The sequence below is a fragment of the Niabella agricola genome, assembly GCF_021538615.1.
Taxonomy (GTDB): domain Bacteria; phylum Bacteroidota; class Bacteroidia; order Chitinophagales; family Chitinophagaceae; genus Niabella; species Niabella agricola.
This window is the reverse complement of record NZ_JAJHIZ010000003.1, coordinates 237,950-258,945: the sequence shown is the minus strand read 5'-3', so window position 1 is coordinate 258,945 and position 20,996 is coordinate 237,950. Positions and strand designations below refer to the sequence as shown.

At 47.6% G+C, this 20,996-nt stretch carries 22 protein-coding genes; 12 read left to right on the top strand and 10 right to left on the bottom strand.

The genetic code is table 11. The annotated features are described in order from the left end of the window. The first annotated feature begins 15 nt into the window (after window positions 1–15). Complete coding sequence (gene bla / locus LL912_RS06555) at window positions 16–870, top strand: subclass B3 metallo-beta-lactamase (protein WP_406603619.1); 855 nt, start codon at window positions 16–18, stop codon at window positions 868–870. Here the strand turns inward: bla and LL912_RS06550 are convergent. Beyond that, window positions 855–1,229, bottom strand: coding sequence for a hypothetical protein (locus LL912_RS06550; RefSeq protein ID WP_235552776.1), 375 nt, complete (start codon window positions 1,227–1,229; stop codon window positions 855–857). The genes bla and LL912_RS06550 overlap by 16 nt on opposite strands. Further along, entirely contained in the window at window positions 1,230–1,418 is a 189-nt protein-coding gene (locus tag LL912_RS06545) for a hypothetical protein (RefSeq protein ID WP_231002903.1), read from the bottom strand. A gap of 64 nt (window positions 1,419–1,482) precedes the next feature. Here LL912_RS06545 and LL912_RS06540 point away from each other — a divergent pair, with 64 nt between their 5' ends. The 4 genes from LL912_RS06540 (at window position 1,483) to LL912_RS06525 (ending at window position 4,721) form a co-directional block, all read left to right on the top strand. After that, entirely contained in the window at window positions 1,483–2,094 is a 612-nt protein-coding gene (locus LL912_RS06540; protein WP_235552775.1) for a TetR/AcrR family transcriptional regulator, read from the top strand. Window positions 2,095–2,290: 196 nt separating this feature from the next. Next, window positions 2,291–3,241, top strand: coding sequence for a thioredoxin-disulfide reductase (trxB, locus tag LL912_RS06535; RefSeq protein WP_235552774.1), 951 nt, complete (start codon window positions 2,291–2,293; stop codon window positions 3,239–3,241). A 133-nt stretch (window positions 3,242–3,374) separates the two neighbouring features. Beyond that, window positions 3,375–3,737, top strand: a complete 363-nt coding sequence (gene folB / locus LL912_RS06530; protein WP_235552773.1) for a dihydroneopterin aldolase — start codon at window positions 3,375–3,377, stop codon at window positions 3,735–3,737. A gap of 264 nt (window positions 3,738–4,001) precedes the next feature. Further along, window positions 4,002–4,721, top strand: coding sequence for a hypothetical protein (locus tag LL912_RS06525; protein WP_235552772.1), 720 nt, complete (start codon window positions 4,002–4,004; stop codon window positions 4,719–4,721). A 13-nt stretch (window positions 4,722–4,734) separates the two neighbouring features. On the opposite strand, the gene LL912_RS06520 is transcribed toward LL912_RS06525, so the two are convergent. The 4 genes from LL912_RS06520 to ppk1 form a co-directional block, all read right to left on the bottom strand. Further along, on the bottom strand, window positions 4,735–5,229 hold the full coding sequence (locus LL912_RS06520) for a cytidine deaminase (RefSeq protein WP_235552771.1): 495 nt from the start codon (window positions 5,227–5,229) through the stop codon (window positions 4,735–4,737). Window positions 5,230–5,372: 143 nt separating this feature from the next. Beyond that, entirely contained in the window at window positions 5,373–6,188 is an 816-nt protein-coding gene (panB, locus tag LL912_RS06515) for a 3-methyl-2-oxobutanoate hydroxymethyltransferase (RefSeq protein WP_235552770.1), read from the bottom strand. A gap of 123 nt (window positions 6,189–6,311) precedes the next feature. After that, window positions 6,312–7,205, bottom strand: a complete 894-nt coding sequence (locus LL912_RS06510; protein ID WP_235552769.1) for a Ppx/GppA phosphatase family protein — start codon at window positions 7,203–7,205, stop codon at window positions 6,312–6,314. After that, on the bottom strand, window positions 7,206–9,260 hold the full coding sequence (ppk1, locus tag LL912_RS06505; protein ID WP_235552768.1) for a polyphosphate kinase 1: 2,055 nt from the start codon (window positions 9,258–9,260) through the stop codon (window positions 7,206–7,208). A 201-nt stretch (window positions 9,261–9,461) separates the two neighbouring features. Between ppk1 and LL912_RS06500 the strand changes: the two genes are divergently transcribed. The 6 genes from LL912_RS06500 (at window position 9,462) to LL912_RS06475 (ending at window position 14,396) form a co-directional block, all read left to right on the top strand. Beyond that, window positions 9,462–10,043, top strand: a complete 582-nt coding sequence (locus LL912_RS06500) for a TrmH family RNA methyltransferase (protein WP_235552767.1) — start codon at window positions 9,462–9,464, stop codon at window positions 10,041–10,043. Between the two features lie 298 nt (window positions 10,044–10,341). Continuing rightward, entirely contained in the window at window positions 10,342–10,833 is a 492-nt protein-coding gene (locus LL912_RS06495; RefSeq protein ID WP_235552766.1) for a YajQ family cyclic di-GMP-binding protein, read from the top strand. Between the two features lie 193 nt (window positions 10,834–11,026). Continuing rightward, entirely contained in the window at window positions 11,027–11,275 is a 249-nt protein-coding gene (locus tag LL912_RS06490; RefSeq protein WP_231002891.1) for a type B 50S ribosomal protein L31, read from the top strand. A gap of 89 nt (window positions 11,276–11,364) precedes the next feature. Beyond that, a complete protein-coding gene (locus LL912_RS06485; protein WP_235552765.1) occupies window positions 11,365–12,486 on the top strand; it encodes a putative sugar nucleotidyl transferase in 1,122 nt (373 codons plus the stop codon). Then, window positions 12,483–13,244 (top strand): triose-phosphate isomerase, encoded by a 762-nt coding sequence (gene tpiA, locus LL912_RS06480; RefSeq protein WP_235552764.1) that lies wholly within the window; start codon window positions 12,483–12,485, stop codon window positions 13,242–13,244. The genes LL912_RS06485 and tpiA overlap by 4 nt, the downstream gene beginning before the upstream one ends. Window positions 13,245–13,250: 6 nt before the next feature. Then, window positions 13,251–14,396, top strand: a complete 1,146-nt coding sequence (locus LL912_RS06475) for a glycosyltransferase (RefSeq protein ID WP_235552763.1) — start codon at window positions 13,251–13,253, stop codon at window positions 14,394–14,396. A gap of 68 nt (window positions 14,397–14,464) precedes the next feature. On the opposite strand, the gene LL912_RS06470 is transcribed toward LL912_RS06475, so the two are convergent. The 4 genes from LL912_RS06470 to LL912_RS06455 all read right to left on the bottom strand — a co-directional run bounded on the left by LL912_RS06470 (window position 14,465) and on the right by LL912_RS06455 (window position 19,694). Next, a complete protein-coding gene (locus LL912_RS06470) occupies window positions 14,465–16,261 on the bottom strand; it encodes an ABC transporter ATP-binding protein (RefSeq protein ID WP_235552762.1) in 1,797 nt (598 codons plus the stop codon). A 135-nt stretch (window positions 16,262–16,396) separates the two neighbouring features. Next, window positions 16,397–17,443: a hypothetical protein gene (locus tag LL912_RS06465; RefSeq protein ID WP_235552761.1), complete on the bottom strand. Its 1,047-nt coding sequence runs from the start codon at window positions 17,441–17,443 to the stop codon at window positions 16,397–16,399. A gap of 3 nt (window positions 17,444–17,446) precedes the next feature. Further along, entirely contained in the window at window positions 17,447–18,634 is a 1,188-nt protein-coding gene (locus tag LL912_RS06460) for a sigma-54-dependent transcriptional regulator (protein WP_235552760.1), read from the bottom strand. Window positions 18,635–18,704: 70 nt separating this feature from the next. After that, window positions 18,705–19,694 (bottom strand): pyruvate dehydrogenase complex E1 component subunit beta, encoded by a 990-nt coding sequence (locus tag LL912_RS06455; RefSeq protein ID WP_235552759.1) that lies wholly within the window; start codon window positions 19,692–19,694, stop codon window positions 18,705–18,707. Between the two features lie 258 nt (window positions 19,695–19,952). Here LL912_RS06455 and LL912_RS06450 point away from each other — a divergent pair, with 258 nt between their 5' ends. Next, on the top strand, window positions 19,953–20,924 hold the full coding sequence (locus LL912_RS06450; protein WP_235552758.1) for a YpdA family putative bacillithiol disulfide reductase: 972 nt from the start codon (window positions 19,953–19,955) through the stop codon (window positions 20,922–20,924). The last annotated feature ends 72 nt before the right edge of the window (window positions 20,925–20,996 follow it).

Below are 20,996 nucleotides of genomic sequence, written 5' to 3'. Positions count from 1 at the left end.
TTGTTCCTGATCGGCATGGTGTGCTTCTTATTTATAACCACAAACCCCGTTGCCGCACAGCGGGTCAGTGAGCCTAAAGATGTTCCGGCAGAATGGTCGGAGCCTTATCCGCCCTTCCGGATCGCCGGTAATCTGTACTATGTAGGCACCCGCGACCTGGCCTGCTACCTGCTTGTTACTTCTAAAGGAAATATACTCATCAACACCGGGCTGGCGGGATCACTACCTCTGATCAGAAAGAGCATTGAAACATTAGGTTTCCGGTTTTCCGATATAAAGATCCTGCTCACCTCCCAGGTACATTATGATCATGTGGGTGCCATGGCGGCTATTAAGCGGTTAACCGGTGCACACATGATGGTAAATGCGAAGGATGCACCTGTATTGGCAGATGGCGGACGGTCTGACTATGAAATGGGCAAATACGGCGTGCAGTTTGAGCCGGTATCCGCCGACAGGTTATTGCATAACGGGGATACCATTACACTGGGTAATACCCATGTGATCCTGTTGCACCACCCGGGCCATACAAAAGGATCCAGCAGCTTCCTGGTCACGGTAAAAGATAATAACCGTTCCTACCGGATTTTGATCGCCAATATGCCTACCATTATTACAGAAAAGCGGCTGGATGCCATTCCGGCCTATCCGGGTATTGCGCAGGATTATGCCTATACACTGGATGCCTTGAAAAAGCAATCGTTTGATCTTTGGGTAGCTGCACACGCCAGCCAGTTTAAGCTCTTGGAGAAGCATTTACCAGGCGGTCCGTACAATCCGGCATTATTTGCCGACCGGCAGGCGTATGATACGCTGGTGAGCGAATTGGACCGGGTCTACCGGGAAAAAATGCGTCAGGGCTCCCGGTAAGCAGAATCCCACCGCGGCTGATGAATACCGTAATAAAAGAAGGCTCCTGCAAAATAAGCCAGCACATCGCCCGCATCTCGGGTATAGGTTTTAGCAATGGCCGGCATGAGCCCTTCAAATACAACCGATATATACAATGCCATAAAAAGTAAATAGGAGCATGGAATCCGGTACGTTTCATTTTGCACAACAAAGACCCGTATGACCCGCAGGGCCACGTGTGCCACTAATGGCACAAATACAAAATCGGTGAGATAGCTGTTCAGGAAGGGAATGGGGGCACCTGCCCAACGGAAGCTATGAATCAGCCACCACGCCAGGCCGTACCCCCGGAATAACGGGTCCAATAATCGTTTCATCTATAACGCGAAGGATACCGCAATCATAATTGCTGCAGATACAACCGTCAGTAATACCAGCACGATGGCGAAACCGGTGTGCTTCCCCAGTTTTATCATTGGGCTGTCTGTTTGTTTCACCGGCAGGATGTTTTCTCTCAGCTTCCGGTACAAGGATTTCTTTTCTTCCGCCGCAACAGGATCTTCCATGATGACTATTTTAGAACAAATGTACTAATTTTTCAGAATTAGATCAAATGTTCTAAATTTGGGCATGGATACCAAAGACCGGATACTGGAGGCCGCCCTGGAGCTCTATAACACGCAAGGGATACGTACGATCACGACCCGGCATATAGCTGCACACCTCAATATGAGTCCCGGAAACCTGCATTATCATTTTAAACATACAGATGACATTATCCGGGCGCTTTATGCGCGTTTGGCAGTGGCGTTTGATCTTGAATTGATACAGTTGCAGCAATCGGCAACGGTTACTATGAATGCAATACTTGATTTGTCGGCCAGATCTTTTCAGCTGGTATACCGGTACCGGTTTATTTTCCTGCATTTTGTAGAAATTGTATGGCGGATTCCCGGAATTGGAAAAGACTACCAGGCGCTTACCAGGCGCCGTACCCGGGAGTTTACCCGGATCTTTCAGCGATTGATCGAAAGCGGTATCTTTCGGACGGATCTGCCGCCCTCAATATGGCCGGCATTGGTAAAACAGCTGTTCATCGTAGCCGATTTCTGGCTTTCCAATAACGAATTAACCGACCGGCTCAATGAAAAAAAGGCCGTTGCGGCTTATCAGAAAACCTTCTACATGATGTTCCTGCCGTTTCTGGCGGAGCCGGAGAAAAACGGCCGCGCATCGTTTTAAAAAATAGCGGACAATCAGCCCGCCCTGGGATGATGCGGCGGAGAAGATCCGGATATCCACATCTTTGAGATGCGATGTGGGGAAGCGTTTACCCCATGTAAACATTTTCCCTTTATTTTTGTAATAGATACAACATAAAAATTTGTGAATAATAGTGTTATGCCGAAATCGTTCGGCATTTTTATAAACCATCTATATGACACAGGAAACAGGAGCAGAACGCATTAAATGTTTGATAATAGGTTCAGGGCCAGCAGGTTATACTGCGGCTATCTATGCTTCCCGCGCCAATCTGAACCCGGTTTTATACCAGGGGATCCAGCCGGGCGGGCAATTAACCATTACAACCGAAGTAGAAAATTACCCCGGATATCCGGATGGAATTCAGGGACCGGAAATGATGATCGATTTTGAAAAACAGGCCAAACGCATGGGGGCAGATATCCGCTTTGGGATTGCTACAAAGGTTGATTTTTCGAGCCTCCCACATAAGGTTTGGATCGATGATGAAAAACTGATCGAAGCCGATGCGGTGATTATTTCCACCGGTGCTTCTGCAAAATGGCTGGGGCTTTCCAGCGAAGAACGGCTGAATGGTTTTGGTGTAAGCGCCTGTGCAGTTTGCGACGGTTTCTTCTTCAGAGGAAAAGAAGTGGCTATTGTAGGAGCCGGCGATACGGCAGCCGAAGAGGCTCTCTACCTTTCCAAGCTTTGCACCACCGTTCATATGCTGGTTCGGAAGGACGCAATGCGGGCGTCGAAGGTGATGCAGGACCGGGTGCTGAACACACCGAATATTAAAATCTACTTCAATACGGAAACCGAAGAGGTGCTGGGTGATAAAACCGTTCATGGTGTTCGCGTCAGGAATAATCAAACCGGCGAAACGCAGGATATTCCGGTAAGCGGCTTTTTTGTGGCCATTGGTCATCAGCCCAATTCTGATATCTTTAAAGGCTTCCTCGATATGGATGAGGCTGGGTATATTAAAACCACACCGGGTACCTCTAAAACCAATATAGAAGGCGTTTTTGCTTCAGGCGATGTGCAGGACAAGATTTACCGTCAGGCCGTAACAGCTGCGGGAAGCGGATGTATGGCGGCCCTGGATGCTGAGCGTTATCTTGGTGAAAAAGGGATTCATTAAAACAGTACGGCCGCAGATGCAGTAAGAACAGAAGGAAAACTAGTGACATCCATCCGGCAGGATGCGGCGATTATCTGGCTACCCCGTGCACTGTATGTTCCCTTTATAGCCGCAATGCCAAAAAATAAATCCAATGGCACAACTCGTTACGATACACCTGGAGCAGCTTCGTTTTTTTGCAGGGCATGGTTTATATGCTGAAGAAAAAAAAACGGGCAACGCTTTTGAAATGAACCTGACCGTTTCGTTTCCAAAGGAAGATGGATTGATCGTTAAGCTGGAAGATACGCTAAACTATGCCGAAATCTATCACCTGGTAAAAACCGAAATGCGGGAACCTCGCGAGCTGCTGGAAACCTTCCTTACAGAACTGGCCGATAAATTAAAAGAGCGGTTCCCGGTGATTTCGCTGCTACGGATGAGCCTTTATAAGCTAACGGTTCCCATCGACGGGTTTGCAGGAAAAGTAGGCGTGGAACTGGAGCGCCGGTTTTAGCAAAACAGTGATCTGCTGCGGATGCCGTTTTGCAGGTTTTTGGTTAGCGGCAATTTCCCTGGCATGCTGCAGCAAGAATGGTGCGTAGCTCAAGTCACCGGCCTGCTTTATTTCCGATCGGGGGCAGCCATTTTGAACTTGAAAATGCAAACGGAAATCTGCTGTGATGGAGGACACCCTGTTGCTTTTAACACTACTTTCTGATTTGCACTCAACGACACTGTTTGTTTGTTTTCTATCTTGTGGCATCGTTTACTGTCGTTTATGAAAAAACAATGCTTTCCTGTTTTGATTTCGTTAATACTACTGGCGATGGCCTGTAGTAAAAATGATACCAGGTTGCCCGAGGTAGCGGAACGGGAAACCGTTTCTTTGTGGGCTGAAACAGAAAAGCAATTGATCTTACCATCCTATGCGGGAAATGATGCCGTGCTGGTTTCAAAGGATGCTGCAATTGCTACGGCTGCCTGGCTGGGCGACCGGGTTTTGGTAACCGCTCATGCTACCGGCAATACCACCATTACCTTGCGAAGCGCGGAGGCAGGGAAACCGCTTCTCTATATTGCTGTTTTTTCGAGATCTGTAGAAACTGCCTACGGCTGGAGGCGGATAGAGAATGATCAATGGAAAACAGCCGTTACCGTAAAAGCCCGGCGGGCCGCCGAAGCCCGTACGCTGCGCCAGCAGCTGCTCGATTCGTTAAAAAGCGAAGCCACGGGCAACGGGTTTATTTTCCGTTCAAACGAGGTTGCGGAATACTCCCGGAACCGGCAGCTCTACAAGGTGGGATATACGTTTAACAACTGGAAGCTTACCCTGAATCATGAAGGGTGGCAGGAAGAGATTCCGCTTCAACCGGTACAGTACAATGTTATCGGGCTAACGCAGGACCTAACGAGGCAGTATAAAGCCCGTTATCCGGGAAAGCATATTGCGCAGGTAACCGTTACCCGCTATTTTAACGAAGTGCTACCGCCAGGCTAGTGCTATAAAGAAATCAGCCATTGCCCAGGTCTTCATTGCTGAACGCCAGTGGCAGTAAATCCTTAATTGTATTAATGATATAGACAGGGCCTTCCATACCCGCCAGTAATAACCGGATAGGGCTTCCGGTACGTTTTTCATATTCAGATAAAGCCTGCCGGCACATACCGCAGGGCGATATCGGCCGGTCATTGCTTCCGTTCTCAGAATGATAGGTAACTGCAAGTGTAACAATGGGCTCATCGGTATATTGCGTACCTACAGTTGCCAACAGTGCCCTTTCCGCACAAATACCCACAGGATAAGATGCATTCTCCTGATTGGAGCCCACCACCGTTTTGCCGTTGGCCAGTTTGGCAGCGCAGGCCACATTGAACCGGGAATAGGGTGCGTAAGCTTTTTTGGTTGTTTTGCGCGCCAGTTGCAATAATGCGGCGTCCTCCTCGTTCAATGCATCGCTGTCTTCAACCAGGGTATAAGAGAATTGAAATTTTTTTTCCTTTATCATGTAATGTCCCGGTGTTTTAGTTACAAAGGGTATTAAAGATAGGAAATATTTTTTATCCTTCCCGGATAATGTACAGGCTGCTTCTTAGCTCCCGGCTTATGCGCACCTGTCTTTCTTCTGTAGATATATTATAAAAATAACTATTAATACTGCTCCTGCTCATTCGGGAAATTGCCGGCACGCACGTCCGAAATATAATGCTGAACCGCGGAGGTAGCCTGTTCAAAGATATTGAGATATTGTCTTAAAAATTTAGGTTTGAATTCCGTATTGATCCCCAGCATATCGTGCATTACCAGTACCTGGCCATCGCAATATTTGCCGGCTCCGATGCCGATGGTAGGGATATAGAGGCTTTCGGTTACTTCTTTTGCGAGGAGCGCAGGTATTTTTTCCAGCACAATGGAAAAACAACCGGCCTCTTGCAGCAGTTGTACATCTTTTCGTAACTTATTGGCTTCGGCGTCTTCTTTTGCCCGCACGGCATAAGTGCCGAATTTGTAGATGGATTGAGGGGTAAGTCCCAGGTGCCCCATCACCGGGATACCAGCCGATACAATTTTCCGAACCGATTCCACTACCTCTTCGCCGCCTTCCAGTTTTACAGCATGTGCACCGGTTTCCTTCATGATACGGATCGCCGAGGCCAGGGCAATTTCCGAATTGGACTGGTAGGCTCCGAAAGGTAGGTCCACCACCACCAGGCAGCGTTTGGCCCCACGGATCACAGACTGCGCGTGGTAGATCATCTGATCCAGTGTAATGGGCAATGTGGTTTCATGTCCTGCCATCACGTTGGAGGCAGAATCACCCACGAGGATTACATCAATACCGGCACCGTCAATAATGCGGGAAAATGAAAAGTCATATGCTGTAAGCATGCTGATCTTTTCACCGGCTTCTTTCATTTTTGCCAGTGTATGTGTAGTTACTCTTTTAACTTCTTTATTGATGGACATATTATTTGTTTAAAGTTTCAGGTTCCAAGTTTCCGGTTAGATCCCATTACATACTCGATCACCAAGGCTAAATGCTGATGGCTGAAAACTGACAATTGATGGCTGAAAACTCGTCATTGAAAACTAAACGTTCCCCTGCGCGCAGATCTCATCATACAAACTCTGGATCAGTCCGTCTGCCAACCCGATCTTGGGAACCAGGATCTCTTCTGCACCGGCCCATTTGAGCACGTTAATATAAATAAGTAAGGCCGGAACGATCACATCGGCCCGGTCTTCCCGTAATTTATAATTGCTCATCCGTTCGGTGAGCGTCATGCTGCTGAATTCTTTATAATAATCACGGAGCAGGTCCAGCGAAAGCGGCCGGCCTTCCTTGCGTTTCGACAGCGAAAAGATCTTATTGATATTACCTCCGGAACCAATGCCGGTGATCTTTTTTATACTCCGGGTATTGTTCCGGATATACGTCTTCATTTCCTCCCATTGCGTTTCTGCCACCTGTTGCTTCAGCAGCCGGATGGTTCCGATGTTGAAGGACCGTTTAAAGTTCATTGCGCCGTTTACAAAGCAGGTTAGTTCAGTGCTGCCGCCACCTACATCAATATACAGGTAGGCGGCTTCCTGCGTTAGGTTTTCGGCCACATGACTTTCGTAGATCAGTGCCGCTTCCCGGTCGCCGGAAATGATCTCAATCTGCAGGCCGGTTTCTCTGGCCACCTGCTCAATGATCTGTTGCCCGTTCCGCGCATCGCGCATAGCAGCCGTAGCGCAAACCTTCACCTGCTGCACCTCATAGGCGTCCAGCAGATTCCGGTAAGCCTTCATGGTGCTGAGGATATGCGCCGTTTTTTCACGGGAGATCTCTCCGGTTTCAAAAACATCAAAGCCCAGTCGCAAAGGCACCCGGATCAGGTTGGACTTGATAAACTCCGGTTTATTCTTTTTGATCATCCGCACGTCTGTGATCAGCAAACGGGCGGCGTTACTGCCTATGTCAATGGCCGCTAATTTCAACTATGAATATTTTTTATTAATGAGGTAATGATAAATAGCCTCCTGCGATCTTACCTTTTTAGAGGCCGAATGTACATATTTATTTTTAAGTTCATTGTCAAGGATCCGGGCTTTTACGTTATCGCTCAGCTGGATGTTCAGGATGTCGATCAGCTCATTTTTTAACAAGGGGTCCAGTACAGGGCAGGTAGCCTCCACGCGGTGCTCTATATTTCGCAGCATCCAGTCGGCAGAGGAAAGAAAAACACGGGGTTTGCCGCCGTTATGGAAAACAAAAACACGGGCATGCTCCAGGTATTCATCTACAATGCTGATGGCCGTTACTTTGTGTTTGAATTTCTTGTTCTGCGACAGCATGCAGAAGATACCGCGAACGATCAGCTTTACCACCACGCCGGCGCGTGCTGCCTCATAAAGCTTTTGGATCATGTCGATGTCGGAAAGTGAATTCATTTTAATGATCATCTCTGCCTTTTTCCCTTTCCGCGCCATGGCAATTTCATGATCGATCAATTTTACCAGGAAGGTGCGAACCAGGTAAGGACTCGGAATGATCGTCGTACATTTCTGCAATACCAGTTCGTGGGATTTGGGATTTTCCAGGTAAGCAAAGATGCGGTTGATATCGGCCATTATTTTTTTGTTGGAGGTCAGCAGGCAATGATCCGCATAGATACGTGCTGTTTTTTCATTCAGATTGCCGGTACTTACAAATCCATAATGTTCGGTCTTGGTTCCCTTCCGTTTTTTGATAACACATAGTTTGGCATGCACTTTCATATTGGGAAAACCCGTCAAAACAGTAGCTCCCACATCCTCCAGCCGTTGCTTCCACTCCATATTGGCCTCCTCGTCGAAGCGGGCTTTTAGCTCCAGCATTACCGTAACCTCCTTGCCATTACGCACGGCATTGATCAGCGCGTTGATGATTTTTGATTGTGCGGCCAGGCGGTAGCAGGTGATCTTGATGGATACCACATCCGGGTCAAAGGCTGCTTCGCGGATCAGGTCAATGGTGGGCGTAAAATTATGATAGGGATAACTCAGCATCACATCACGGTGCATGATCACATCGGAAATACGTTGCTCCAGTAAAAGGGGATGGTCAAACGGCTCTTTTCTCCGGCTTACATTTTTAAATACTTTTGATGGAAAGTCGATAAAATGCCGGAAATTATGAATGGCGCCGGCGGGGCTGATGGCATCCTGCTTACCAAAACCCATGCGTGTTACCAGGTAATTCAGGAGATCGGGATCCATACGCTCATCATAGGTGAAACGAACGGGGGTGCCTTTCTTCCTGTTTTTAAGACCGGTTTCCAGTTTCTGGATGATCGAGGTATTATCGGCGGTATCGATATCCAGTTCGGCATCTCTTGTAAATTTAAAAATATGTGCCCTAAACTCATCATAGCCCAGAAAACGGAAAATATCCGGCAGGTTGGAAATGATGGCGTCTTCCAGCAGCATGATATCATGCTGGCTGGCGCGGGAAGGCAGTTCAATAAAGCGTCCAACGGCCGTTACAGGAACCTCGATGATCGCATATTTCCGGTCTTGACGGTTAAAGCTTTTCCGCATCACCACACCCAGAAAAATAGATTTATCGCGAAGCGTGGGAAATTTTTTAATGTTTTCAATCATCAGCGGAATAATATTCGGGCTGATCTCCGTTTCATAAAAATCCCGGATGAATTTCTTCTGCGTTACCGTTAGCTGCGCTTCGGTTTTTAAATAGATCTTATTCCGGTTCAGGCTGCGTTGTACATTTTTCCAAACCCGCTCAAATTCTTCCTGTTGATCGGTCATCAGGCGTTGGATCTGGTCCAAGATCTTTTTTGGGTTTTTTTCAGGATGCATGTTTAGCTTGGATTCGATCCGCAGCATCCGCTTCAGAGAGGCGATCCGGACCCTGAAAAATTCATCCCTGTTGTTGGAAAAGATCCCAAGAAATTTGATCCGCTCATTCAACGGAACGGTAGGGTCTGCGGCTTCTTGCAATACCCGGCCGTTAAAGGCCAGCCAACTGATGTCCCTGGGGATAACCTTCTGCATATCTTTTCGGTGTATACTCACAATAATAACACTTTATCGGCAGAATTACGGGGAATAATCGGTGTTTAGATTCGTTGCGTTTTAAATTATTATTAAGGATTTCCGGCGGCCTGCTATGTTCCGTAAAGGAATACCGGCGGGAGGCGCACCGTCATATCCGTCATTTGTGGCTACATTTGCGGTTCACCAGATGGAGCTTTCATGACCAATGAACGAAGAGAAAAACTGGAAAGCGTAATCAGCAAGCGTCAGCCGGGACTGGGCATTGTACTGGAAAATGTTTTCGACCCGCATAATGTTTCCGCCGTAATGCGCAGCTGCGATGCCGTAGGCATCCAGGATGTATATATATTAAATACCCGGATTCCTCGCCATAAAAAATGGGGTGCCCGGAGCAGTTCTGGTGCCGCAAAATGGTTGTCGGTACATCAGTTTGACGATGCTGAAACTTGTTTCCTAACATTAAAAAGCCGGTACAATAAAGTGTTTACCACGCACCTTGGTGCTGGTGCCATTCCGTTGTATGAACTGGATCTTGTACAAAATATTGCGCTGGTTTTTGGCAACGAGCATGCAGGTGTAAGCGAAGAAATAAGGGCCCTGGCCGATGGCAATTTCATCATTCCCCAGGTTGGCATTATTCAGTCGTTGAACATCAGTGTTGCCTGCGCCGTCAGTATTTATGAAGCGTTTCGTCAGCGATCGGCTGCCGGAATGTATCAGACAGCGGCGGATACGCCCTACCATCAGCAGTTGCGGAAGGAATGGGGGCTGGGAATGTGAGCATGTGAATCAATGTCGTTTCCTTACAGCGACCTCAAAAGTATAAAAGTGTAGCAGCTACTTTTTATACATCCCACACCCTGGTGGCTGAATGCAACGGCAAAGGCCAGACAGGGAATGCCAAGGAGATTTTCAATATCAGGTTTCTATGCGACTGTTGCGGATACTTTGTCCATTGCGGTAAAACGAACCACAGATCTGGCTGGCCAACAACATTTCATACCGATATTTTACATTTCCCGAAGTTCTTAGTACTTTTAAATTTCACATTAAATTCAATATTCTAAATTCTTCAGATATGCCTTCTTTTGATTTTGCCAGTAAAGTAGACGCACAGGCGCTGGATAACGCCGTAAACGTGGTAAAAAAAGAAATTACCAACCGTTTTGATTTTAAGGGATCACACGTCGTGATCGATCTTGATAAAAAGACGTTTAAGATCAACGTCGAAACGGAAGATGATATGAAGATGACACAGTTACTGGATGTATTGGTGAACCGTGCACATAAGCAGGGGATAGCTCCGGAAGCATTTGACCTGAGCAAGGCTGGCAGCCAGATTGGCAAGGCCTGGAAGAAGGAAGTGGAAGTACGTAACGGTATTAAACAGGAAGACGCCAAAAAAATCGTGAAGTTGATTAAGGATGCGGGGCTGAAGGTACAGGCATCTATTCATGAAGATGTGGTGCGGGTAACCGGAAAAAAGATCGACGACCTGCAAAGCGTGATCCAGGCCTCAAAAGGCTGGGCGCTGGGCGTACCGCTGCAAATCGAAAATATGCGGAGTTAAGGGAATTTGAGAATGTGGAAATATGGAAATTGAATTCCGGAGCGGAAAAAGGGGAGTACAGCTAAAGCGACTCGGGCCATTTATTTAATTTGATATTCATTATTCTACATTTAATATTTTTCTTACCTTTGCACCTCAAATTTTATTAATAACCGTACGGCCAAATCCGTACAACCTTAAAAATCATATAATTATGAAACAAGGGCTCCATCCGGAAAGCTACCGTTTAGTAGTTTTCAAAGACATGAGTAACGGCGATACCTTTTTAAGCCGCTCTACTGCCAATTCAAAAGAAACCATTCAATGGGAAGACGGGAATGAATATCCGGTAATCAAACTGGAAATTTCAAGCACTTCTCACCCTTTCTTTACTGGTAAGAATGTACTGGTAGATACTGCCGGTCGTATCGACAAGTTCAAAAGAAAATACGCCAAAAAATAACTGGTGTTGTTTTTATATTTTTACAAACCCCGGAACTTACCGGGGTTTTGTTTTGCCCATATTTCTGTTTATCTTAGGCACCTCAATTTATGAGCGCAGTTATTTTCACCCATAAACAGTACCGGGCAGAGCATTTGTTCCCGTTTAGTCTGACAACCTCCATGGAAACCATTCCTGCGGGAATGATGACCAATCGCCGGCGCTGGGAACAGATCGTAAAAAACGATCTGAACGATCGGCCGGGCGTCAGCTGGTTTATACCGGCCAATCTACTTCCATCGGCCCGGCTGTTGGATCAACTGCGTGCTTTTTCCCCAGGTGATTTTCTGCATATTGAGAATGGAGCGGTGATCGGCTACGGTACTTCGGAGGCGGATTTTTCGGGAAAGCCATCCGGTGTGCTACCTGTAACAGCTGTTGATTTTATCAGCTATAGCTGGGAGATCTTTGAAATGAATGCCCGGCTGCTGCATTTCGATTTTGCATTGCTGACTTCTGAACGGGAGTCTGCGCCGCTGACGGCTGGCAACCGGGTGGTCAACGAAGCAAAGGTGTTTATAGAACCGGGCGCCGATATCCGGTTTTCGATTATCAATGCAGAGGAAGGACCGGTTTATATTTCGAAGAATGCACTGGTCATGGAAGGATCCTGTATTCGCGGACCCGTGTTCATTGGTGAAGGAGCGGTGGTAAAAATGGGTACCCGGATCTATGGGGGCACCACCATCGGGGCTTTTTGCACCGTGGGCGGAGAAATTAAGAACTCGGTTTTGTTTCCGTTCTCCAATAAAGCCCACGACGGTTACCTGGGCGATTCAGTGATCGGCCGGTGGTGTAACCTGGGCGCCGGCACCAGCAACAGCAATTTAAAAAACACAGCCGGAAATATTCGCATAACTTTACCCTCGGGAAACTATCAGGCGGGTATGAAATGCGGGGTATTGATGGGGGATTATTCCAGAGCCGCGATCAATACATCGTTTAATTCCGGAACCGTTACGGGGATTTGTGCAAATATTTTCGGTGCGGGGTTAAGTCCTAAATGGATTCCATCCTTTTCCTGGGGATACAGCGACGACACCCCTTACCAGCTTGACCAGGCACTGGTGCACCTGGAGCGATGGATGCAAACCAAAAAACAAACACTTACAGAAGAAGAAAAAGAACGTATTACCCTAATTTATAATCAAACAAAAACAAAGAAATCATGAGACAGCAAATAGCAGCGGCTAACTGGAAAATGAACTTAACGTATGTGGAAGGCCAGCAATTGCTAAACGATATCCTGGGCGAAAACATTGAAACGACCGAAAACCAGTTGGTGATCTTTGGAGTTCCTTTTCCTTACCTGATGATGGCTAATGAAAAGGTAAATACCCTGAAGAATTTTTATGTGGCCGCACAGAATTGCTCGAATAAGAAGTCGGGTGCATACACCGGTGAAGTTTCTGTAGACATGCTGAAATCAATCAATATCCAGTATTGCATTATCGGCCACAGCGAGCGCCGGGAGTATTTTAACGAATCGAACCTGGAGCTTTCTGAAAAACTGGATCTTCTGCTGGGCGCAGGTTTAAAGCCCATTTTCTGCTGCGGAGAACCCCTGAGCATCCGGGAGGCCGGTACGCAAAATGAGTACGTGGAAAAACAACTGCGGGAGTCCTTGTTCCATCTGTCTGCAGAAGATCTGAAAAATGTGGTGATTGCATATGAACCCATTTGGGCGATCGGGACGGGCAAAACGGCTACCACCGAACAGGCCCAGGAAATTCATGCGTACCTCCGTTCGGTGATTGCAAAACAATATGGCCAGGAGGCAGCCGATGGTATATCCATCCTTTATGGAGGAAGCGTAAAAGCAAATAACGCGAAAGAACTGTTTTCCTGTCCTGATGTGGATGGCGGTCTTGTTGGGGGCGCATCCCTGGTAGCGGTGGATTTTGTGGAAATTATCAAAGCATTGAAATAAGCGGGCATGCTGAAGGTGCTCTGGCTCTGTAGCTGGTACCCCAATAAACGGGCTCCGTTTGAAGGTGACTTTGTGCAGCGTCATGCCCAGGCAGCTTCCTTGTATCACCGGATTCATGTTATTAAAGTAACGCCCGATCCGGAAGATCTGGGCGTTACTTTTGAACAACAGCAAAACACGGAATACCCCAACCTGACTGAAGAGCATATCTACTATCCGAAAAAGCCTGGGGTGTCTGGAAAACTGCGTTCGTATTTTTACTGGTTCCATCTTTATAAAAAAGCGGTCCGGCGTTATATCAGCGTCTATGGCAAGCCGGATCTGGTTCATGTGCACATCCCGTTTAAATCGGGGCTGGTAGCACAATGGATCAAAAAGAAATACGGAATCCCTTACGTGGTTACCGAACATTGGGATGGGTATAATACGGTGGTAGACGATAATTTTTACGAGCGTCCACGCTGGTTCCGGTCAATCGTACGGAATACGTTTCATAAGGCAACCGGCTTTCATTCGGTGAGCCGTTACCTGGTACGCGAAATTAATCAGCTGGGCAAAGAAATTCCATCTGTTGTAATACCGAACGTGGCAGATACCCGTATTTTTTTTAAGAAACAAAAAGAGCGGCAGCAGCAGTTCAGGTGCGTGCATATTTCCAGCGGGGCTCCCAAAAAAAATATAGAGGGGATCATCCGAGCGTTCGGGCAGCTGCCGGCATCATCATTTTCCTTAACAGTTATCGGGCTTGAACCCAGGCTGAATGTGGCTTACAAGGAGCGATACCCTTGGATCCGATGGATAGGAGTGCAACCTTATAATATCGTTGCGCGGGAGCTGCAGGAGGCCGACCTGCTGATTGTTTTTAGCAACGCGGAGAACTCACCTTGTGTGATCGGTGAGGCGCTTTGTTGTGGAGTGCCTGTAGTATCGAGTGATGTGGGGGGCATTTCAGAACTGATCAATGATCAAAACGGATTGATGATACCTGCCGGAGATGAAGCAGCGTTGGTAAATGCGATCCGCTTTGTTGAAGCGCACTATCCTGACTACAACGCCACGAAAATTGCCTCAGATGCATCGACGCGTTTTTCCTATGCTGTGGTGGGGCAACAAATTGACCGCTGGTATCAAGGCCTGAAGAATCCGTCCTAATTCAGAAAGACATGCATTCGTTGATAAATCCTTAGCCGTTTCATCGTTCGCACCGCCCAGGAAGTATATCAGAAACGCTGGGCCGCGATCATTTGGCGGAAATCTTCCGAAGATTCCTTTAATGCATCGAAGGATCCTTGTGCCGCAACGGTTTTGTTCCGGATTAAAAAGATCGTGTCCGCCATTTTGATGGTGGCCAGGCGGTGAGCGATGATGATGATGGTACAATGCCCGTGCAGCAGCTCCAGGCTTTTTTGAATGATGTTTTCCGTGGCGGAATCCAGTGCCGAAGTGGCCTCATCTAAAACCAGGACTTCTACATTTTTATATAATTCGCGGGCAATGGACAGGCGTTGCTTTTGGCCGCCGGAAATATAAATGCCGTTATCACCTACCTGTGTATGCTCTTTTTCGGGAAGGGTGTCGATAAAACCATCCAGCGAGGCCTGTTGCACCGCTTTTTGAAATCGTTGCCGGTTTTCTGGTGTAGGATCATCGAAAAAGGTAACATTGTTAAAGATGGTATCGCTAAATACTACAGGGTCCTGGGCAATATAGCCGATCTTATCCCGGTAAGCATCCAGGCTTATTGTGCCGATTGGGCTGCTACCGATAGATACCGTGCCCGTTGTTGGGGTGATGAGCCCGATGATGACATGGGCCAGCGTTGTTTTTCCGGAACCGCTTTCCCCTATAAAGGCAACGGTCCGGTGCCGTGGAATATGGAGGTTGATATCTTCCAGTATGGCACGTCCGGTGTATGCGACGGAAACTTCGGAAAGCCGGATTTCACCCACTTCGCTGAGCGGAGACAAGTCTTTGGGTGCCGGCTCTTTTGATTGTTGTACCTCGCGGATCAACCCGGTTACGGAGCGGATGCTGCCGGTGTTCTGTGCAAAGAACTGCCAGCTTGTTTGCAGCTGGCCCAGTTGTGCCAGCGAACGATAAAACAACAGGAGGCATACGAGGATCGCATTTTTATCACTACCGGGAAACAGGTAAAATTGCAGCCCAAGTATCAGGCTGATCATTACAATGGCTACCGGCTCCTTAATGCCTTCCGACAGGGCGCTGAAGAACCCCATCCGGAAATTCAGCAGTTCGATTTCCTCAATGACTTTTTTTAATTTCCCCAGGTAACGTTTAAAATAGTTGGTGGCTTTCAGATACCGGTAATGCGTTATCGATTGAATCAGGTAACTGATAAAGGTATCGCTTTCTTTAGATACGTTGGCGGAGATCTTCTGGGTTTTTGAAAACAGCTTCCGGTACAGCAGGTTGCTTGTGGCACCAAAAACCAGCACCATAATGGCAAATTGCAGGTTGGTCATGCAGGCTAATGTGAAATAGGTAATGAGGATGCCCACGCATTGCAGCGTACTTAAATACGCTGTAAGGGTATAATAGAGGCCGCTGATCTCCGTGGTAAGCGCATTCTGTATTTTTCCTGCATTCAGTTTCAGAAAGCCGGCATAGGAAAGATTATTTAGCAGATACAGCATTTGCACACGCAGTTCCCGAATGAAGAGGAAACGTATCCGGGATGAATAACGCATTTGCAAAAAACGGAAAAGTCCTTTGATCGAAAATACCAGGACAACGACGAAAACGGTGTTGGTGATGGTAAGCGGGATTCCTGCTCCGGAAAGCAGGTCTGTTATATAATGCATTTTGCCGGTATTCAGCAGCCCTTCATTGCCGGCGCCAAAAAGCGAGGAGAACAACGGCACGATCAATGCCAGCCCGATTCCATCTAGCAAACCAACCAGCACATTCAGTAACAGGAACAGGTATATTTTGTTGCCAAGAATGGAATAATAAAAACGGAAATACCCCCGGAAATTATATTTGAAGTTTACTTCCACAACCAATAATTAACGGATGCATGCTGGATAACATAAATGATCATGCTGTAAATTTATAGGTTAAATGTCAATTAAATCCTGTTGTTGCAATATTGCCGGCAGGCAAGTGGCTAAGGGTGCTGGCTCCGCAAGTACTCATTCGATAAGGATCCGTTCAAAGGGTATTTCATTAAGGCGGGCCGCATACATGGGAAACTCGGTCCGGTACATATTTGCGGTTCCCGCGGCATAAACTTTCAGGCTTTCCGACAGCAGGAAAAAATCCGTAAAGGATTTCAGATAGGTTTCCGCGGACTTTTTTGTTTGGTGATCGAGGTGGTGGTTCTGCCCGGGAAAGCAATAAATCTGCTCCAGCCCCGCAAGGGAGCAGGAAAAACGGTAGCTGTCGGAGGTGACCAGCAATGGCGCCCTGATCTCCTGTTGAAAACGGATCAGAAAGTTGCTGCATTGCTGTATTAATGCCGTTTGTGCGGCTTCCGGCAACGCGGCTACCTGGTATTCTTCAAAATCGCCCAGCAGGTTTTGAAAACGGAAGGCAATGCCGATATACCCGGAAGGCAGCATGCTTCTTTTTTTGAGGAGTTCCTCCTCCAGGATGGGGGCCGGACGGAAAAGCTGCCGGAACAGATCGCCCCAGTTATACCGGGTATGGTAATGGGCGTTGAGCGCTTCCAGTATATCGCGGTTGGCATAGCAATGCACCTGTCCTTGCGCTTTCTTTAAACGGAGGAGGCGTTGGATGGAAGAGGACCCCACAAGGTTGAGGTATCGCACATCTGCGATATGTTCCGCTATGGCTTCGCCTTTTTGTAAGGTCCAGTCATAGGTGTTCGGGATCAGAAAATCGGTTAATGTAAAAGGAAAGGTATAATGGATCCGGAACGGGATTTGGCGCTGGAGGCAAAAAGCAAAAGAGGAAACAATGCCCTTCATCCGGTCTGCAAAACCACCATGGAAATTCCGGCCATCGACCAGTATCAAAAAAAAAGATGGGGGAGATACGGGCCTTCCGAACAGAGTATACCGCTTCAGGCTGAACAGAAAGTCTCTGAAAGGAGCCGGGCTTTTGGCTAACAAGTAGATAATGCCTTTTCTGATCATGATATACCGTAAAAAAGCTACCTGGCGATGCGATGGCGCTCCCATAACAGCCGGCTTCCGGATACCGGGGCCAGTTGTCATTATTTAGCCAATGGCTACATAATTCTGCACGTCTGCGGCCGTAATGGTTTTACCACTCAGGATCACCAGCCGTTCTACCACATTCCTGAGCTCGCGGATATTACCGGTCCAGTTGTATTGCTGCAGCGATTCGATAGCGCCCGCATCAATGCCCTTTTTTGCGATGCCATAATCCTTGCAAATGTCGTCCAGGAACTGGTCTACCAGCAGCGGGATGTCATCTTTCCGCTCATTAAGGGAAGGAACATTGATGAGGATCACACTCAACCGGTGGTACAGATCCAGCCGGAAGTTTTTATCTTCAACTTCCTGGAGCAGGTCCTTGTTAGTAGCCGCTATAACCCGAACGTCTACATTAATATCTTTATCGGCACCCACCCGGGTGATCTTTCCTTCCTGTAAGGCACGCAGCACTTTGGCCTGTGCATTCAGACTCATATCGCCGATCTCATCCAGGAACAGGGTGCCGCCATTGGCCTGCTCGAATTTTCCAATGCGCTGTTTTATTGCTGAAGTAAAAGATCCTTTTTCGTGTCCAAATAATTCAGATTCAATTAATTCGGTTGGTATTGCGGCGCAGTTCACTTCCACGAGCGGGCTGTTGGAGCGGTTGCTTAATTCATGGATCCAGCGGGCCACCAATTCTTTTCCAACACCATTGGCGCCGGTTACCAGCACGCGCGCCTCGGTGGGAGCCACTTTATTGATGGTTTCTTTAATTTTTTGAATAGGGGCTGAAGTACCTACGATTTCCTGAACCTTGGATACTTTTTTCCGGAGTACCTTGGTTTCCGCAACCAGGGATGTTTTTTCCATGGCATTGCGAATGGTGATCAGGAGGCGGTTCAGATCCGGTGGTTTGGAAATAAAATCATAGGCGCCTTTTTTAACGGCCTCAACCGCGGTTTCGATGGTGCCGTGGCCCGAAATCATAATAACCGGAACGTCGGGTGAAAGGGCCGTAGCTTTTTCGAGGAACTCAAGGCCGTCCATCTTGGGCATTTTAATGTCGCACAAAACGGCATTAAATGCTTTTTCTGAAAATAACTTCAATCCTTCTTCGCCGTCGGTAGCTTCAGAAATTTTATATCCTTCAAAGGAAAGGATCTCCGACAGCGTTTTTCTTATGGATGCTTCGTCGTCTATGATCAGAATCTCGTGTTGATTATCGTTGTTTTTATTTTTTGGCACAGGATCTTTTTAAATAAATAATCAGGATACACAACATCCGGGAGCATTCCAGCAGGGCCCGATCAACGGGTTACTTCTTCATATACATCACTTCTTTCACCAGTTTTACTGTACGGGGAACATCGGGTAACGCTGCTGCTACCAGGTTGGGGGCGTAGTGCAGCGGAGCGTCCGCGGCTGTAATCCGGCGTATGGGCGCATCCAGGTAGTCAAAGGCATCTTTCTGAACCCGGTAAGAGATCTCAGAGGAAACGGAGGCAAAGGGCCATTGTTCTTCCACGATCACCAGCCGGTTGGTTTTGCGTACGCTGGCAAGGATGGTATCCATATCCAGCGGCCGGATGGTTCTCAGGTCGATCACTTCCGCGCTGATGCCTTCTTTTTCCAGCTCGGCAGCAGCACCCAGCGCCACTTTCATCATTTTATTAAAAGAAATAATGGTCACATCGGTTCCGGCTTTTTTTACATCGGCCTTGCCCAGTTCAATATAATATTCTTCTTCCGGCACTTCCATTTTATCGCCATACATGACTTCACTTTCCATAAACATTACCGGGTCTTCTTCGTACCGGATGGCCTGTTTTAAAAGCCCTTTGGCATCGTAAGGCGTGCTTGGAGAAACCACCTTGATGCCCGGAATATTGGCGTACAGCGCTTCGAATGCGGTGGAGTGCTGTGCGCCCAACTGTCCTGCCGAGCCGTTTCCGCCACGGAAAACAATTGGACATGAAACTTGCCCCCCGCTCATTGCCAGCATTTTAGAAGCGGTATTTAAAATTTGATCCAGGGCCAGAACAGCAAAGTTCCAGGTCATGAACTCCACAATCGGACGGAGGCCGTTTTGAGCGGCACCTACACCAACTGCAGCAAAACCTAACTCGGAAATCGGAGTGTCAATCACCCGTTTGTCACCAAATTCGGCCAGCATTCCCTGGCTTACTTTGTAAGCACCATTATATTCAGCTACTTCCTCACCCATCAGAAACACGCGGTCGTCTCTTCTCATTTCTTCGGTCATTGCCTCTCTGAGGGCTTCTCTGAAAGCTATACTCCTTGCCATACTTTGTAAATTGTCATTTTTAAGAGTGGCAAATTTAAGTGAGATGCGTCAGAATACCAAAGAAGGATTATTCCCTGTTTTCCGTTGCGTATATGGACGAACCTTGCTTTTCAAGGACCGGTATTCCGGAAACACAGGTGACCACATTTGTTGTGGTGATCTAAACATGGGCGCCCGTTTTGCCCTGGTCTTCGCCCTGGTCATACCCTGTTCCGCATAAAATTTGGTATTGGGAAGCTGAACCTTGAAATTTGCAGGATGCAGCATTTTTCGATCATCATTATCGGAGGCGGCCCGATTGGTCTGGCCTGCGCCATTGAAGCACAAAAAGCAGGCCTTGACTATGTTGTTTTGGAAAAGGGGAGCCTGGTAAATTCGCTTTACAATTATCCCGTAAACATGACCTTTTTCTCCACTTCGGAGCGGCTGGAGATTGGCGGAGTGCCTTTTGTTTCCAATAATCCTAAACCCACGCGGAACGAAGCGCTCGAATATTACCGCCGGGTAACCAGCACCTTTCAGCTGAACATCCGGTTGTTTGAAACCGTGCAACAGGTAGAACGGACGGTGGATCTTTTTGAGGTGATCACAACCCGGAGTACATATACAGCAGATCATATCATCATTGCTACCGGTTTTTATGACATACCTTACTTGCTGAATGTACCGGGAGAAGAACTACCCAAGGTGACTCATTATTATAAGGACCCGCATTTTTATGCCTTCCAGGATGTGATTGTAGTGGGGGCGATGAATTCCGGCGTGGATGCGGCGCTGGAAACCTGGCGAAAAGGTGCACGGGTTACCATGGTAGTCCGCGGATCTGAAATAGGAACCCGGGTAAAATACTGGGTACGTCCGGATATTGAGAACCGCATTCATGAGGGTTCCATCCGGGCATTCTTTAATTCCACTGTAAGGGAAATAAGGGAACATGAGGTGGACATTGACACACCTGAAGGAATGGTCACTTTGAAGAATGATTTTGTAATAGCAGCGACCGGGTATCAGCCCAATCTGCAATTTCTGGAGGATATGGGTATCGAGCTGAGCAGGGATGCAGTACGTTGCCCGATCCTGAATCCGGAAACACACGAATCAAGCGTAAAGGGCGTTTATTTGGCCGGCGTCATTTGCGGCGGTATGAACACGCACCGCTTGTTTATTGAAAATTCGCGGGAGCATGCGGTGAAGATCATAAAGGCGATCAGCCGTCAGGCTGAAAGCTAAACGCTGAGGGCTGAACGCTTGTTTCAGGTTCCAAGTTCAAGGTTTAACGTTGGATATTGTTGCATGCTTGCG